We start from the raw sequence: 14,798 nt of genomic DNA on the forward strand, positions 1-14,798 counted from the left end.
GGCCCTTCACTGGTCGCGGTTCCCCGAGACAGGGACGAACAGGCCGCCGTGCGGACGCAGCGAAGCAGACGGCGCAGCCGCTGTTTCTTCGCCGATGTCTGCGCTGGGCGCTGCCTCAGTTGCGGAAGTTCGCGCCGCGAACAGCCCGCTTTGCGTCCACGCAATGCGCACTTGCTGCACAGGCGACATGCTGGCGACGACATTTGCTGTGCTGTCCGATTGCAGGATAGGTGCGATCTTTGCGACATAAGCGCGGGTCTCGGCAGGAAGCGGGCGGCCGCGATCGCGCCACTCCTGATAGCGCCCGGGGCCCGCATTATAGGCGGCGAGCATGCCGTAGGCGCCGTAACTGTCGTACATTTCGCGAAGATAGCTGGTGCCTGCCAAGATGTTGTCGCGCGGGTCGAACGGGTCGCTGCCGAGACGGAAACGGGCGCGCTGGCGCGCCCACGTTCCGGGCATGAGCTGCATCAGTCCCATCGCTCCGGCCGACGATACCGCGCCGATGCGGCCGGCGCTCTCGGCCCGCATGACCGCATAGATCCATTGCTCCGGGATGCCGAAACGCAGCGATGCCTCAGCAACGTGCGCTGCAACGTCGATGGTGCGCGGCGCTGTCGGGTCGGCAGCGTCCTGCCCAAAGCCAGGTGCGGCACCGAACAAAGCGAGCGCAGCCAAGGCAGCGGAGCCCAAGCGGCGGAGCTGCATGGCTCAGTTCGCCTTTTCGCGCCGCGACGGACGCGACCAAACCAAAACATGGCCGTTGTCATCGCCCTTAAACAGGCTGGCCCGCAGCGGCTGCAAGAATGAGGGATCATCGATCTGCACGCTGACATAGTCGCCCGCTTTCTCCCCGACATGCTTCCAGCCTGCGCCGATTTCGCGCGCGTCTTCATCTTCGCCAGCAACCACACGGAAGTCCGGAGCATTCTCGCTGTCCGACGGGTCTGCCGGGACGAGTGAGATCTCAATGCTAAGCGACAGCGTCCGCAGTTGCCCGCTGTAGCCGCCGTCGGCGGCACGAAAAGTTCCGATACGCATGGGTTCAATCTCCTTGGGTTGAGCGTAAGGAAGTGTCGGAGGCGCGCGGGTCGGCGAACCAGACATGGTCGCCATCGCCCGCTTCATCGGTCCAGACTGGGGTTGCGCGACCAATGACATGGGTCAGGCGCAGCACGCCGAAATAGCGCCCATCGAAACTGTCGGGCGCTGCCGGGTTCATCACGAATAGCTCGCCGGTGCGCAGCACATGGCAGCCGGCCCAGGTCGGCAGTGGGCGCCCCAGACTGTCCGACGGACGCGCCGCGCCGACATATTGGCCGTCAATCGTAATGCTCAAAGCATCACGGCAGACGCGCTGACCGCGGACAGCCGCGATGCGCTTCAGCAGCGGGATGCCTGTCGGGAGGTAATGCCGCTCGGCGAGCAATCGGCGCAGTTCGGGCGGCGGCTCAATGGCGATCCGCTCGCCGACGTGCAGGCTCGCCTTGCCACGGATGGCGTAGAGTCCGGTGGGGACCGAGGCAGTCGCATTCCACAAGGCGAAGCGCGCGACTGGCACGGCCAATGTCGTGAGCGTTGCGCAACCTACGATGGCTGCAAATATCATGCTGCGCCGCTTCATGGCCGAAGTGCCTTGCGCTGGAGCCAGGCTTGGTGCCGCGCGGGCGTGTAATCACGCGAAGTTAGTCGGCCCGCCATCCTGTTGTGGATGTGTCTCCAATGTTCCGGAGCAACATCGCAGGGGTCTATGCCAGACGCTTCGATGGCATCGATTAGCCGGAAAACTTGCGCGACCTTGGGCCAGCCATGGACCGAAAGCAGCAGCGCGCCGCCGGGGTCGACCTGCGGCACGGTTGCGCAATGCTCGCCTAAGCTGACAGCTTGTACGATGTCCAAGGTTGAACGGACGGTGCCATAATCGTTGGACGCCCAGCGGACCAAGGCGAACACCTGGCCCGCCATATAACTTTCGATCCGTTTGCTACGGCTGAAGATCCGTTCGGCAACGGGCTTACCGAATTTGATCCAATCCTCATGCTGGCCTTCGCGCCAGACCAGCGTCACATGGGTCAGCTGCGGGTCATCGCTGGTCTTCGTATCGGAAGGCCTATCGGACGATCCGCCGCTATTTATCCACAGCCGCGCAGCCGTTAGCAAGAATCCGAAGGATTCTTTGTTAGGATAGTTAAGGGCGCAAATTGCTGAGGTTTTCCGGGGCTTTGGAAGGCGTTTCGGTTCCCGATAGTCCGAACTTCCGGTTCCTGATGGTCCGAGTGTGGCGGTTCCTGATAGTCCGTGCTGCATCATGACATATCCACAGGGTGACGGTTGGTGGTCCGCAGACCGAGACGGCGCATTGCGGCGTCGAACGGATCGGGCCGGACAGCGACAAAGTTCAGCCGTTCGCGGCCGAGCGCATGTTCGATGGTAAGCGTGTATCCCGGCAGCGCTTGGCGGCGGACGATGTCGCGCAGCTCGAATGCGAAGCGTTTGGGCGGGGAGAGCGCACCTGACTTCATGTGCAGATGCTGGAAGTCGAAGCTCCAGCCTCCGCGCTGCTTGCCGCCATGCTTGCGCACGAGGCGGTAAAGCCAGCGCTCCAGACCACCGGTCAGTGCGAAGTAGTCGGCATCAATGGTGAGCACGAGCGCCTGATTGATCACGCCTTCGTAGAACCAGTCAGGAATGATCATCTCGATCCCGAGCGCGCGTCCGAAATGGTCGAGACGCTCCTTCCATTCATTGATCCAAGAAAAGCGGTGCCGCCGCCGCGCGTCATGCTGGCGGATAGAGGTCGCGATGGTGGTGGATTGCAGGCGATCCAGCCCGGCCTTCAGCCGCTCATAGCTGGCTTTGCCTGTGCCCCGCCGGGTGAAGGCAAGGATCTCGTGCGGGGTCGCGGCGATCAATCGCGAGGTAGGCCGACCGGCATCGCGCGCTTCGACGATCTGGCTCGCCACCCAGATGAGGACGTCAGCGTCCCAGATGGTTGCCATGCCATGTTCGGCAGTTGCCTCGACGAGGATCGAAACATCGCCCATCCGGAAATCGATCGGACGGACCCGCTTCGATTTGGCGATGCTAAAGAACGGCCAGGCCATCAGGTCCTGCGCGTCGCGCGCGGCAATATCGCGGCCCTGGGACACGAACAGGTCAAGTTGCGCAGACTTGGCTGGGAAGGCGGACAGGTGTCGCATTGCGTGGCTCAGCGCCGGACCGGCGGAGTATAACCATCAAGCCGCTTGGCTGGGTGGACGATGCCTTTGCCGGGATCGCTGGTTGACCGCCGCAGCCCTTGCTCTGCCCATGCATCTAGATCTGTCACCGCATAAACGATCCGGCCACCGAGCTTGCGATAGACCGGCCCCGTCCCGAAACAGCGGTGCTTTTCGAGTGTGCGAGCCGAAAGTCCGAGGTGCACTGCAGCATCAGGCGTCCGCAAAAATCGTGCAGTCACGGGGGTGGGTCTGGCATCCATGGCAAGGCTCCGGCGAAGGTTGGCAGCAGCAGCGGGCTGTTGCTGGGGTTCGCGAGCTTTGGCGGAGGATTGGCATGGGCAGGGAGTGACCGAATGCAGGTGACGCAATCTGTCACCCCGGATGTCTCGGTCAGCGGTGTAAGAGAATATCGCGATATCCGCCGAAGACGAGGCTACGCGCTTGGGCGATCAGCCGAAGAACCTGCCGCCGCTCACTCGAGGCTTTCCAGGTCGCTCCGACAAGAGGACGGTGGTTGGGGAAGATCAGGCCGTAGGCGAGGTCACGAGAAGACGCACCCGCCCCGAGCGCATCGTGAATAGCAAGGAAGCGGCTCAACCGCAGCCGTTGATTGTGCGTGATGACGTGAGCGCCTTGGGATGTGGAGCTGGAGGCGCGCGTTATCAGATGCATACGCGTGACAGCTGCGATGCGCAGTTCATAGGTCTCATCGCACGGTATCGAGACGGCGGGAACGGGCAGGGCGGCTCGGTATCGAATGCAAAGTCGCAGCCTGCAGCTGCCCCTCGTATAAACGAGATATTTGCCGACTGATGTCGATATCTCTGCCAGCGGCTTCCAGCTCGACAGCCACATCAGCGGGAGGTCCGGTTTAGAAGTTTCGACGATGATCACGTCGGGCGATGCGCTGGGCGACCAATGGGCCGGGCTCTGGCGCGGATTTGCTTGCGGATCGGTGGGGAAAGCTCAGGCCCCATCGCCGGGACAGGCCCTCCTTTTCATGGTGTTCGACCGATGGGAAGCGAGCAATGCGCTCTTTAGTTTCGGCATAATCGCGGCGGTAATCAGCATTACGGTGCAGGAATTCCTGCGCGAAGTCCGCATGGTCGTGATCGCGATATTGATACGCGGTCGATGGTGACCGCCATGACGAACCACCGGGCATAAAGACCCCTGCAAAGCACAGGCAAAAAGGCCAAGCATCAAGTCTTTGTTAACCAACGGTAAGCCGCAAGTATCAAAATCTGGGGATGCTTATGCCCGGAGGCGCAGAAATTCTGACGGAGCGTTTAGGGCAAGGGGGCCGATCTGTGTCCGAGAATTCAGCCTTTTTGTTCTTTCTCAAGCAGATGTCGGTAGCCGTGGGACGTCATCCAGCGTGCTCGGTCGAGGTGGGTCTCATGGACCTGATGCGCCCGGACCGGTTCCAGGGCAGGATCGATCCCAAAGACGATCTGCACAACTTCAGTCCATTCCGCGCCTTCGTCGGCGGCGTCAAGCAGCCGTAAATACGTGACAAAATGGCGTTCGTCATACGGCGTTACCGTATCCAAGAGGGGCGGGCTGTTTTCGAAAGAAGCAATCGTCATGGTCCGAGCCTTTGGTTCCGACTCGTTTCTGCATCCACAGTCTCTTAGCACCAAGACACACCAAAATGGGGAAAACTTGGCTTGTTCGACAACGGGCAGAGAATTGTACCTTTTCGCGGATAACCCGTGCGCCTTGCAAGCCTGCTGAACTCAGCCGAATTCCAGTCGTGAAGAGTATACTCCGTGGTTAAATACTCTGCAACGGTGGTGAGTTCGTGCAATGAAATTGCGCGAGGTCCTGGCTGCGAATCTGAAACGCTATCGGTTGGCTGCTGGCCTGTCGCAAGAAGAGCTTGCACATCGGGCACATCTCGATCGAACCTATGTCAGCAGCCTTGAGCGTGGACGCTACAGTGCCTCGGTCGACAAGCTTGAGCATCTATCCACTGCGCTCGGGATTGAAGCGTCAGAACTCCTTGTGAGAGTGACGTCAGCAAACGAATGAGAATGCCGGAAGCCCCGCCCGGCAGGTGCCGGGCGGGGCTGGCTGTGGTCAGTCGCCGTTGGTGCGGCGGGCGCGCGACCAGATCAGATTGAAGCTCTTGCCGTCTTCGTCGTCGAAGAGGTTGGCGAAGATTGGGGCGGTGAAGCTGGGGTCGTCGAGCTTCACCGAGAGATAGTCGCGGCCTTCGTTCGAGGTCTTGGTCCAGGCGGCGCCGATTTCCGCGCGGCCGACGAATACCCGGTGCGACGGTGCGTTTTCGTTATCGCTGGTTTCGGGGACGATGCGGACGTTCTTCTGCTGCACCGACATAGTGACGATCTCGCCCTTGTATTCGTTGCCGGTCTTGGTGAAAGTTCCGATGTTGGCCATGATGATTTCCTTCAAGTTGGTCGAACCCGCGCCCATCGCGGCCTCGATGGCTGGTTCAAGGCAGGGGCTTGCGCCCGCTGCACCGGGACGGCCGAAACGAAGTGGAGGACGGCGGCCAGACGGCTTTCTTGTTTCGCGAGGAATGGGCGGCACGCGCAGGGGAAGAAAGTCGGCGCAGACGGCGTTGCAGCAAGGGATCAAGCGGCGAAGCCATCCCCTGCCAACCAAAGCCATTGAAGAGGCGGCATTGGGTTCGGGTCATACTTGTCCGGGAGAAATGGCACTTCCCGTACTTTCAAGACCGAATTGCGATGAGAAAGGTGTCGTCACACGGGGTGCTTGCCGGGCGTCGCTGCAATCGCAGATACCGGCAACGGCCATGCGCCACTTCGCGCCTGATCGAGCTACGCCCAATCGGTCCACCACTGGCTAGCTTGAAACTGGCTGCGAATTCCCGGTCTCGCTCTGCCCCTGAAAACGCCCAGACCAACCTGACCCAAGACGAGGCAGGCAGAAACTGCCACTTGGTCACACCGCCTGCCTCGTACCGGCTGAATCGGCCGTGCCAGCCCCGCCCGGTACCACTGGGCGGGGCTTGGAAAATGGCAAAGCTAAGGGCGGGCTCGGCTCCATTGCGTCCAGGATGCTGCCGCGATTATCGCAGCGCCAAGCAGTGATAAGGCAATTTGCCATGCGCTCGGCGGCATAGTCGCTGCAGCGATGCCATGGACTGCGTGATAGCCTGCAATTGCTGACGGCGCGGCAAAGGCGACGCCGACCGCGGCACGTGTCAAGTCGGACTTAGCGAACGCAAGTGCTAACCGGGCTGCAGCGAGCAGGATGATCGCCGATATGGCTGCGGCGGCGAGCGCAGCGAGAATGCCGCTGTCGGTGCGATAAGTCGCCGAACCGGCAAGAAACGCGACGAACAGCGGCAGGGCGTAGATCGAAAGGCGAAATAGAAGCGCGCAGCACAGAAATACTGCGACGATTATTAGGGCAAAGCCGATCAGCATGGCGTCCTCCTTGGAACCAAGGGTAAGGGACGCGCTCTCCACCTCCACCGCAGCGCAATGTGCAGGAAATTAATAGCAGAGATGCGCGACGGCTGGAATGCCTGAAGGACATCCAGCCATGCGGCGCAACGCGATTTGGCGCGGTCAGGGGTTGAACGGGTCATATTCATGGATGACGCTGTCGGCATCGCCATCGAATTCGGCGGTGGGAACGGCGGCATAGCCATTACCGGCTTGGAACAGGGTAACGCAGACCATTAGTGTGCGGGCGAGGCTCCAAGCGTGACGCTGTGCGACGGTGAGTGACATGTTCGAGCTCCTGTCTCGGAGCAGGGACCATCCCCGCTCGACAGGCCCCGGACAGACGGCGCAAAGCCGCAATCACCACGAAGGTGCAGCCGCAGTGGCCGCACGCAGAGCGTAGCGGACCCTTTACGGGTTGATTGAAGGAGGCTTGGGGTCGGCCAACGGATTGGCCTCAAAGAGCGGGGTGGATGTTGCGTTAAGGTAGTCGGCGAAATCACTGCGTCGCGAAAATGCGGAATATGCGGTGCTTAATCAGCGGTTAGACGTATGCCGAATTGCCGAGGCCACTTGGGTATGCGTTTGCATAGGCAACGAAGTGATGATCGTGCTAGCGTAGCCTATAGAATCAATGCTTTCGGCTCGCTGTTGACTGGGTATTTATATGAGGCGTGTTAAGACAGGTTGGGTGGCGCAACGCGCGAATGGCCAGAATTGGGCCACCGACCAAGGCACAGCGGACGGCATTTATGTTGTTGGAACAGCAGCACGAGCCATTTTTCACTTGGCAGGGTCTGTCGATGCAGAAGCAGGTCCGCTCTTCGATATCCCCACTGATCCGGTCTTGCTGCGCGAGCTAGCCACTTCTCTCAATGAACTCGCAGCTTGGAAAGAGCGCGGCGCGTGGGGCAAACTCCATTCCTAGATCGAGGTAGGTAACTGGTTGGATATCAAAAAAGAGGCGGCCTTTCATGAGGCTGGGCACGCAGTTATGGCATATCTTGCGACGTACCATGGTTTGGTCGCCGGGATCGATCTTAAGGATTATGGTGCTGGCGAAATCTATGTCGGTCTACTTAAGAGCAAATGCGTCTCTGCAGGAGTGCCCGCGACGGCAGAAACGGCGAAACTGCCCGAAGTCGCGATAGATCTCGGGCGTGTTTTGGTCGCAGGCCTTTTGGCCGAATTAATTGCTGCCGAAAGAGACGAGTCGCTCACCCCAGACCCTACTTGTGCGCGGCCTGACCACGACCTTATGCGTCAACAATTGATGAATGCCGGTCTTTCGAAAAAGTTCGATCGTTTGGAAGTAGCAACGCGTAGTACTCTTGAAGAAAACTGGTCGGCGGTGGATGAACTTGCTGAATTCCTATTGATCCATAAGTCCGCCGACATATCACAAATTGAAGCAATCATTGGCCCCAAGCTGTCCTGCAATAATTGATCGTTCATTCAACAATTAGCCGATAATTCAGCTTCCTGCAGGAACGGAAGGGCCTTACTCAATCGCCCATACCAAAACCCCCATCTTGCGCGCCTTGTCGACCAAATTGGCATTGATGCCATTGCCCGGGCAGGCGACCACGGCCTTGGGCAGCGCTTCCAGCATCTGATCGTTGCGCCGGAATGGTGCCGCCTTCTTGAACCGATTCCAGTCTGGCCGGAACGCGACATGTGTGATCTTGCGATTGCGCGCCCATAGCGAAGCGATGTGTTCGCCGCCGGTGGGATTGCCGCCGTGGAACAGGACCATGTCTGGATATTTGGCGAGCACCTTGTCCAGGACGGCCCATATCCGGTTGTGGTTCTGGTAGTCAGGACCGGACGTAAACGCGATGCGCGTGCCCACCGGAAGCAGCGGCTCAGTCTCTGAACGACGCTTCGCAGCGAGAAAATCCCGGCTGTCGATCATGGCGGCTGTCATAGTGCGATGATTTACGAGTGACCCGGTGCGCGGGGTCCAGGCCTTGCGGAAATGCAATTCGAACTGGTGTCCGGCGGCATCACGCATAAATTCCATCGCATTGCGGCGTTCGATCAGACCGATGCCTTCGCGAAGCAGGCGCTCAAGTTCGACCGATTTGACTTCCGAACCATCCTGCTCGCGCTGGCTGCGCTTCTGGGCATCTTCGTTGTCGTCGAGTTCGCGTTGGATCCGGCCTTCGGCGCGGTGGAAGAGGTTGGCGAGCGACCAGCACAGGTCCTCCAGATCGGGTTCAAGCCTGGTGTCTATCATGGTGGCGATGAGAGCATCGAACATGTCCGCGACGGCGCCAGCGGCGATGCGCTCTTCGGGGAGCGGTCGCGGGTCGGCTTCGTCGGAGAAGGGGCGATAGCCGTAGAGGGCGATTTCATCGAGGAGATGGGCGGTGGCTGAGGTTTCGTGTTCGGGTTCTGAATCGGGCGTGATGGTCATTGCGTCGGTCCTTGGGGCCATGGGACCGGGCACCTTGCCCGGCCTTCATGGGCGTCCCTCTGACCGGCTGCTGCGAGGCTGCATCCGCATGGACCGAAGCGCAGCGCAGGATGGCGGACGGGCGGCTATTTTGGTTCGCGATGGAAAGGCGCGGATGCGCCGCCGGAAAATAGCCGCATGACCGCCATTGCGGCCTCGCGGCAGCCGGTCTCTCGGACGCCGCTCGAAGAAGGCCGGGCTGGGCCAGGTCTTGGCTCAAGTCCTATGCACGCCGCCATCGCCCATCGTTCAACCCCGTATCGGCTCAGCCAATGTCGACGGAAAAGCGTGTCTGATCCTGCTCTCGGAGATGATGGCGGACCCGTTCCGCCAGTGCAGCAACGCCATGCTGGCGGAGGTCGTCATTGAGGTCAGCGAGGTCAGGCATAAGTGATACGAGTTGGATCCCTGCTGCCTGGGTGCGCTCAGCGAGGACACCAAACGCTGCGTCGCCTGCAGCATCGCGGTCGCGCGCGACATAGAGTCGCCGGAGTGTCTGCGGGAACAAGATCGCTGCGAGGTGGGCTGACGATGTTGCGGCGACCATCGGCATGGTTGGCAGAACCTCGCGCAACGACAGCATGGTTTCGATGCCTTCGCCTGCGATCATGACATCACCCGCAGTTCCGAACCTTACGGCGTTGCCGAGGATGTTGCCCATCGCCCTCCGCGGCGATGCGACTTTGGCCTTCGCGCTGCCGAATGGATCGAGCCAGGTTCGATGGGTGCCGGTCTGCACGCCGTCGTTGTCGGTTACTGCTGCAATCAGTGCCGGGAAAGCGCTTGGTGTTGCTGGATCATCGTCCTCGTTCGGTTTGTAGTAGCATCGCGGATGAAAGCGCAGGGCTGGCAGGTCAGATACGCGTGTGATGCCACGTGATCGCAGGTAGGTGCTCGCCATTGATCCAGTCAGTGGTTTCGAGGCGGCAAACAGGCGTATGGCAGCGGTCGTGGATCCTGCGCGCGCCGGCTTGGCGAATGACGCGGCACTGCGCTGATCGTCCGAAGCCGAGGGCGGCAGGCTGAGGAAGCGTTCGGCTTCCTCAATGGTTTCGGACAGACGCCCATGCCGCTGGTTGAGCCGGATGAGATCAACGAGATCGCCATGCTCACCGGTTGCGGCATCGACCCAATTTCCAATCGCGCCGCGTTCGGTTTCGAAGAGGCGAACGTAGAGACTGCGCCCGGGCGTTCCCGCGACATCGCCAACCATCCAGTAGCGGCCTTCGCGCCTGCCTGCGGGCAGATAATGGCGGCAGACGGCCTGCACGTTCTGCGCAAGGTGCTCGGACAATTCTGCCGCACGCGTGGAGAGCTTTGCCATCTCAGGCAGCCTTTCGATCAAGAATTCGGGCCAAGGGGTGCCGTTCAAACAGCCGCTCGAGCACAGCCGACCCTGTCACCACGTCGTCAGGCACGAACAGACGCAGTTTCCAGCTGATGATCTCGGAAAACAGCCCCATGGCTTTGAGCCGGTCGACCGCCGAGGATCCGAACCCGGTGAGTTCGATCCGGTTCACCTGCATCAGCCGCGACCGGCGCAGTTGCAGCCCATCGGCAAGGTCGAGCATGGCTTGGCCTTCACGAAGCAATGCGAGTGCCTGTGGTGGCGAAAGCAAGGGTGCTTCGGGCTTGGCCGTCGTACCCGCTGCCCATGCTGCGGACACCCTGCGCCCGACAATGCGGGTGCCATCATCGGCCTGGAGCCGGTAGACACGGGTCGATTCCTCGGGAAGCTGTTTCCAGATGGGGAGCAACAGGCCGGTGACGATGTGCAGTTCGCTTGTCGTGAACTCATCGACTTGTGCCAGCTCGTCCTGCCAGATTGTCGCGAATGTCCGCTCGTCCACCTCCTCCCAGTGGGTCTCGGGAAGGTGGGTCAGGGCGAAGTTCAGCCGCTCCATCGGCCTGATCAGCCGGACACGGCGTTCAACCTCGCCATCGTCGAGCATGAGGCTGCGAGCCGGCAGCTGGACTGCAGCGCGCCGCGAGCGGGCATTGACCAACAGCCGCGCGCTGGGTTCACGCCGAAGTTTGAGCGCCTTTTCGAGCGATACGGGCTGATTGCGTTCCTGCATTGCAATCGTAAGCAACCGGGTTTCTGCGCCGGTGGCCGGATGGACGTAGATCGGCTCGCTGGCTGTGATGGTGAAGCTTTCGGCTGTCAGCGTTTCCAGCCCGAGATCGTAACTGCCCGCCGCGATTGCGCTCTCGACCTTGGCGCTAAGCAACTGCTCGAATACCGTGAACAGCACGTTCTGCATGTCGATGGTGAGTGCCAGCAGCCGGTTCAGGAAAGTCGTGATCGGCGGCAACTCGTCTTTGAGGCACCCGCTGCTGTCGGTCAGCGACAGGCCGGTCATGCTCTCGAAGGTGGCGAGCGAGCACTGCTCGACCTTGCCGGCATAGATCAGTACATAGAGCTGGCGCAGGGCATCGCGGGCATAGGGGCTTTCGAGATTGTCTTCGGGGCGGAACAGCCCCTGACCACCGGTCTGCCGCTGCCCGCGCGTGATTGCACCCAGAGTGTCGAGCCGGCGCGCAATGGTCGACAGGAAGCGCTTCTCGGCTTGCACATTAGTGGCCACAGGTCGGAACAGCGGCGGCTGCGCCTGATTGGTGCGGTTAGTGCGGCCCAAGCCCTGGATCGCGGTATCGGCCTTCCAGCCAGCTTCCAGCAGATAGTGATGGCGGAGCCGCTGGTTCCTCGCGCCCAGATCGGCATGGTAGCTGCGTCCTGTGCCCCCGGCATCGGAGAATACGAGGATTTGCTTGCGATCCTCCATGAACGCTTGCGCTTCGGCGAGGTTGGCATGAGCAGGCCGGTTCTCGACCGCGAGCCGGTCGCCATTCGCATCGACCTTGCGGACGATCCGGCGCGAACGGCCGGTCACCTCGGCCACGATATCTGTCCCGAACCGCTGCACGATCTGGTCGAGTGCGCCTTGTACCGGTTCCATCGATGCCAATTGTTCGATCAGCCGATCCCGCCGCTGACAAGCCTCGCGGCACTGCACGACATTGCCATCCTCGTCATAGGCTGGCCTCGACGCGAGATTGCCGTCGCCTTCGGTGAAGCTCTCATGAAGCTGGGTCGGGAAGCTGTGGAGGAGGTAATCCAGAACATATTCGCGTGGTGTGATATCGACCTGAATGTCGTTCCACTCGCCCGGATCGATGTCGGCGAGGCGGCGCGACAGCAGCGCTTCCCCCGTCGAGACGATCTGCACCACAGCGGCGTGGCCATCGGCGAGGCCCTGCTCGATCGCGGCGATCAGCGTTGGCGTTTTCATCGCCGTAATGAGATGATTGAAGAAGCGCTGCTTGGCGGATTCAAACGCCGAACGGGCTGCTGACTTCGCCTGTGCGTTGAGCGTGCCCTCGCTGCTCGTGACGTTGGCGGCCTCCAGCGCTGCGTCCAAGTTGTTGTGGATGACCTGAAACGCCCCGGCATAGGCATCGTAGATGCGAACCTGGTCAGCGGTGAGCTGGTGCTCGAGCAGCTCATATTCGATGCCTTCGTACGACAGCGAACGGGCTGCATAGAGACCGAGAGCTTTCAGGTCGCGGGCGAGCACCTCCATCGCTGCGACCCCGCCCGCTTCGATGGCCGCGACGAAATCGGTGCGTTTGTCGAAGGGAAAGTCAGCGCCGCCCCACAGGCCGAGCCGCTGAGCATAGGCAAGGTTCTCGACCGTGGTCGCCCCGGTTGCAGAGACATAAACAATCCGGGCATTGGGCAGTGCATGCTGCAGGCGCAGTCCAGCACGTCCCTGCTGCGAGGGGGCGGAATCGCCCCGTTCGGATTTGCCGCCACCGGCATTCTGCATGGCATGGCTCTCGTCGAAAACAATGACCCCGTCGAAGTCGGTCCCCAGCCAGTCGACGATCTGCTGCACCCGGGAAACCCGGTTTTCGCGCGCGTCGGAGCGTAGCGTGGCATAGGTCGTAAAAAGAATGCCCTGCTCGAGCCGGATCGGCGTGCCCTGACGGAAGCGGGCGAGCGGGGTGACCAGCAAGGGCTCTTGCCCCAGAGCCTTCCAGTCGCGCTGGGCATCCTCGAGCAGCTTGTCGGATTTCGAAATCCAGACTGCGCGCGTTCGGCCCTTCAGCCAGTTGTCGAGCACAATCCCTGCCACCTGACGCCCTTTGCCGGCGCCGGTACCGTCGCCGAGGAACCAGCCCTTGCGGAACCGGACGGCCGTGTCGCAGTCATCGGGCGCAGCTTCCACCCTGTCCCAGGTTGCATCGACGGACCAGCTGCCGGCGAGATGGTCGGCATGGGCTTCGCCTGCATAGATCACCGATTCCAGCTGAGCATCGGACAGCAGTCCCTGTTCGACGATGCCAGCGGGCAGATGCGGGCGATAGGTCGGCTTGGGCGGCGCGACCGAGGACATCGCGGCTGATTGCACCAGACGCGTCGGATGTGGCTCAGCGCCAGCGATGCGGATCGACTGGAGCGTGTAGGGCTCATAGAGCGTATTCGTGAGCTTGCCGTCGGTCGGAGCACACCAGTCGATCACATCATAGCCGAGCGGCACGCCGGATGTCGCAGCGATCGGGGCTGCAGCCTGTCTCGGCTTTGGGCTGGCTTTGATCGCTTTTGAATTCCGGGCAGCGACCAGTGGCTGAAGAGCTGATGCGGCGATGGGCTGACGTGGCGGGAGGCTGTCGGCCAACCAGCGCCGCAAGGTCGCAAGATCGGGAGCAATGCCTGGCGACGCCGGAAATTGCGCCGCATCGTCTGCGGGAACCTTGTCGATCACGGTCAGCCGGGTTTCGACCGTAGTGCCGTGCGGTGCGAACACGCTGCCCACAATGCTCGCGCTGAACACGACCCGGGCGTTGTTCTGCATCCGGACGAAACCATCACGCCATGCCTTGTGATCTGGCGCGCAGTTGGCCCCGGTGATCGCGACGAGCCGTCCACCGTCGGCAAGCCGCGCCACTGCCGATGACAGATGCCGGATGGCTGCGTCGGCCACACGGGCTTCGACATTCAGCGCTGCCGAGAACGGCGGGTTCATGATGATGCAGCTCGGCACGAGGCTGGCATCGAGCCGGTCGTGGATCTGTGCTGCGTCGTGCATCGACACGTGCGAGCCTGCAAACAGGCTGCCAAGCAGGGCGGCACGCACTTCGGCAACCTCGTTCACGGCCAATCTGCATCCGGCAAATTCAGCCTGTACCGCCAGCAGTCCCGTGCCCGCCGATGGCTCGAGCACCAGCTCGCCCGGGAGGAAGTCTGCAGCAAACCCGGCCACCCATGCCAGCCCCAGCGGCGTCGAGAACTGTTGGTAGGCCTGCATTTCCTCACTGCGCCGGGTTTGCGTGGGGGCGAGCCGGGCAATCCGTTCGACCAGTTTCAGGCGTTCGAACGGATCGGCGGTCCTGGCATGGATTGCCAGGCCGTAGCGGCGCATGAACAGCAATTGCGCGACCTCGACGGCTTCGTAGGCGATCTTCCAGTCCCAGGCTCCTGTCGCATCGCTTGCGCCAAAGGCGGACTGCATGGCGGTGCGAATGGCGGGCGTGTCGATCCGGCGACCGGCGGCAAGGTGGCCGAGCAGGTCATGGGCTGCGGCGATGATCGCGGTAGCGGTTTGCTGCGGGCAAGCAGCGGCAAGTGGGCGCGCGGAGGCACCCGCCAAAGGCGAGTTGGTCATGTCGGAATTC

17 protein-coding genes are annotated in these 14,798 nt (G+C 61.5%); 2 read left to right on the forward strand and 15 right to left on the reverse strand.

All coding sequences use genetic code 11. The features are described 5' to 3' along the window. Positions 1 to 6: 6 nt before the first annotated feature. The 9 genes from GVM20_RS07070 to GVM20_RS07110 form a co-directional block, all read right to left on the reverse strand. A complete protein-coding gene (locus GVM20_RS07070; RefSeq protein WP_166546524.1) occupies positions 7 to 708 on the reverse strand; it encodes a lytic transglycosylase domain-containing protein in 702 nt (233 codons plus the stop codon). A 3-nt stretch (positions 709 to 711) separates the two neighbouring features. After that, positions 712 to 1,041 (reverse strand): DUF736 domain-containing protein, encoded by a 330-nt coding sequence (locus GVM20_RS07075; RefSeq protein ID WP_166546525.1) that lies wholly within the window; start codon positions 1,039 to 1,041, stop codon positions 712 to 714. Positions 1,042 to 1,045: 4 nt separating this feature from the next. Then, a complete protein-coding gene (locus tag GVM20_RS07080) occupies positions 1,046 to 1,624 on the reverse strand; it encodes a S26 family signal peptidase (protein ID WP_166546526.1) in 579 nt (192 codons plus the stop codon). Continuing rightward, entirely contained in the window at positions 1,621 to 2,310 is a 690-nt protein-coding gene (locus GVM20_RS16305; RefSeq protein WP_234031891.1) for a DUF2840 domain-containing protein, read from the reverse strand. The genes GVM20_RS07080 and GVM20_RS16305 overlap by 4 nt, the downstream gene beginning before the upstream one ends. Then, positions 2,307 to 3,200 (reverse strand): replication initiator protein A, encoded by an 894-nt coding sequence (locus GVM20_RS07090; protein WP_166546527.1) that lies wholly within the window; start codon positions 3,198 to 3,200, stop codon positions 2,307 to 2,309. Before GVM20_RS07090 ends, GVM20_RS16305 begins: the two co-directional genes overlap by 4 nt. 8 nt (positions 3,201 to 3,208) lie before the next feature. Continuing rightward, complete coding sequence (locus GVM20_RS07095) at positions 3,209 to 3,481, reverse strand: helix-turn-helix transcriptional regulator (protein ID WP_066479195.1); 273 nt, start codon at positions 3,479 to 3,481, stop codon at positions 3,209 to 3,211. A gap of 130 nt (positions 3,482 to 3,611) precedes the next feature. Then, positions 3,612 to 4,115, reverse strand: a complete 504-nt coding sequence (locus tag GVM20_RS16440; RefSeq protein WP_166546528.1) for a DUF2285 domain-containing protein — start codon at positions 4,113 to 4,115, stop codon at positions 3,612 to 3,614. Continuing rightward, on the reverse strand, positions 4,093 to 4,386 hold the full coding sequence (locus tag GVM20_RS16315; protein WP_234031892.1) for a transcriptional regulator domain-containing protein: 294 nt from the start codon (positions 4,384 to 4,386) through the stop codon (positions 4,093 to 4,095). Before GVM20_RS16315 ends, GVM20_RS16440 begins: the two co-directional genes overlap by 23 nt. A 157-nt stretch (positions 4,387 to 4,543) precedes the next feature. Then, positions 4,544 to 4,810, reverse strand: a complete 267-nt coding sequence (locus GVM20_RS07110; RefSeq protein ID WP_082731119.1) for a DNA -binding domain-containing protein — start codon at positions 4,808 to 4,810, stop codon at positions 4,544 to 4,546. Between the two features lie 220 nt (positions 4,811 to 5,030). Between GVM20_RS07110 and GVM20_RS07115 the strand changes: the two genes are divergently transcribed. Beyond that, positions 5,031 to 5,255, forward strand: coding sequence for a helix-turn-helix domain-containing protein (locus tag GVM20_RS07115; protein ID WP_082731118.1), 225 nt, complete (start codon positions 5,031 to 5,033; stop codon positions 5,253 to 5,255). A 48-nt stretch (positions 5,256 to 5,303) separates the two neighbouring features. Here GVM20_RS07115 and GVM20_RS07120 read toward each other — a convergent pair whose 3' ends face one another. The 3 genes from GVM20_RS07120 to GVM20_RS07130 all read right to left on the reverse strand — a co-directional run bounded on the left by GVM20_RS07120 (position 5,304) and on the right by GVM20_RS07130 (position 6,949). Then, complete coding sequence (locus tag GVM20_RS07120) at positions 5,304 to 5,624, reverse strand: DUF736 domain-containing protein (protein WP_166546530.1); 321 nt, start codon at positions 5,622 to 5,624, stop codon at positions 5,304 to 5,306. Positions 5,625 to 6,235: 611 nt separating this feature from the next. Then, positions 6,236 to 6,640 (reverse strand): hypothetical protein, encoded by a 405-nt coding sequence (locus GVM20_RS07125; RefSeq protein ID WP_166546531.1) that lies wholly within the window; start codon positions 6,638 to 6,640, stop codon positions 6,236 to 6,238. Between the two features lie 144 nt (positions 6,641 to 6,784). After that, a complete protein-coding gene (locus GVM20_RS07130; protein WP_156437709.1) occupies positions 6,785 to 6,949 on the reverse strand; it encodes a hypothetical protein in 165 nt (54 codons plus the stop codon). Positions 6,950 to 7,607: 658 nt separating this feature from the next. Between GVM20_RS07130 and GVM20_RS07135 the strand changes: the two genes are divergently transcribed. Continuing rightward, positions 7,608 to 8,108, forward strand: a complete 501-nt coding sequence (locus GVM20_RS07135; protein WP_166546532.1) for a hypothetical protein — start codon at positions 7,608 to 7,610, stop codon at positions 8,106 to 8,108. 54 nt (positions 8,109 to 8,162) lie between these two features. Here GVM20_RS07135 and GVM20_RS07140 read toward each other — a convergent pair whose 3' ends face one another. The 3 genes from GVM20_RS07140 to GVM20_RS07150 form a co-directional block, all read right to left on the reverse strand. Then, the gene (locus tag GVM20_RS07140) at positions 8,163 to 9,080 is read right to left on the reverse strand and encodes a DUF2493 domain-containing protein (protein ID WP_066479204.1); all 918 of its coding nucleotides are present in this window, start codon (positions 9,078 to 9,080) and stop codon (positions 8,163 to 8,165) included. Between the two features lie 304 nt (positions 9,081 to 9,384). Continuing rightward, positions 9,385 to 10,443 (reverse strand): DUF7146 domain-containing protein, encoded by a 1,059-nt coding sequence (locus GVM20_RS07145; RefSeq protein ID WP_166546574.1) that lies wholly within the window; start codon positions 10,441 to 10,443, stop codon positions 9,385 to 9,387. Position 10,444: 1 nt separating this feature from the next. Continuing rightward, positions 10,445 to 14,788: a strawberry notch family protein gene (locus GVM20_RS07150; protein ID WP_166546533.1), complete on the reverse strand. Its 4,344-nt coding sequence runs from the start codon at positions 14,786 to 14,788 to the stop codon at positions 10,445 to 10,447. Positions 14,789 to 14,798: the final 10 nt, after the last annotated feature.

The organism is Porphyrobacter sp. SLTP, assembly GCF_009905735.1.
GTDB lineage: Bacteria > Pseudomonadota > Alphaproteobacteria > Sphingomonadales > Sphingomonadaceae > Erythrobacter.

Coding starts and splice junctions, on each gene's coding strand:
- GVM20_RS07095 (WP_066479195.1), bottom strand. CDS start 3,481: ATGGATGCCAGACCCACCCCCGTGACTGCACGATTTTTGCGGACGCCT.
- GVM20_RS07150 (WP_166546533.1), bottom strand. CDS start 14,788: ATGACCAACTCGCCTTTGGCGGGTGCCTCCGCGCGCCCACTTGCCGCT.
- GVM20_RS07120 (WP_166546530.1), bottom strand. CDS start 5,624: ATGGCCAACATCGGAACTTTCACCAAGACCGGCAACGAATACAAGGGC.
- GVM20_RS07130 (WP_156437709.1), bottom strand. CDS start 6,949: ATGTCACTCACCGTCGCACAGCGTCACGCTTGGAGCCTCGCCCGCACA.
- GVM20_RS07090 (WP_166546527.1), bottom strand. CDS start 3,200: ATGCGACACCTGTCCGCCTTCCCAGCCAAGTCTGCGCAACTTGACCTG.
- GVM20_RS07110 (WP_082731119.1), bottom strand. CDS start 4,810: ATGACGATTGCTTCTTTCGAAAACAGCCCGCCCCTCTTGGATACGGTA.
- GVM20_RS07145 (WP_166546574.1), bottom strand. CDS start 10,443: ATGGCAAAGCTCTCCACGCGTGCGGCAGAATTGTCCGAGCACCTTGCG.
- GVM20_RS16315 (WP_234031892.1), bottom strand. CDS start 4,386: ATGCCCGGTGGTTCGTCATGGCGGTCACCATCGACCGCGTATCAATAT.
- GVM20_RS07140 (WP_066479204.1), bottom strand. CDS start 9,080: ATGACCATCACGCCCGATTCAGAACCCGAACACGAAACCTCAGCCACC.
- GVM20_RS07125 (WP_166546531.1), bottom strand. CDS start 6,640: ATGCTGATCGGCTTTGCCCTAATAATCGTCGCAGTATTTCTGTGCTGC.
- GVM20_RS16305 (WP_234031891.1), bottom strand. CDS start 2,310: ATGATGCAGCACGGACTATCAGGAACCGCCACACTCGGACCATCAGGA.
- GVM20_RS07075 (WP_166546525.1), bottom strand. CDS start 1,041: ATGCGTATCGGAACTTTTCGTGCCGCCGACGGCGGCTACAGCGGGCAA.
- GVM20_RS07115 (WP_082731118.1), top strand. CDS start 5,031: ATGAAATTGCGCGAGGTCCTGGCTGCGAATCTGAAACGCTATCGGTTG.
- GVM20_RS07080 (WP_166546526.1), bottom strand. CDS start 1,624: ATGAAGCGGCGCAGCATGATATTTGCAGCCATCGTAGGTTGCGCAACG.
- GVM20_RS07070 (WP_166546524.1), bottom strand. CDS start 708: ATGCAGCTCCGCCGCTTGGGCTCCGCTGCCTTGGCTGCGCTCGCTTTG.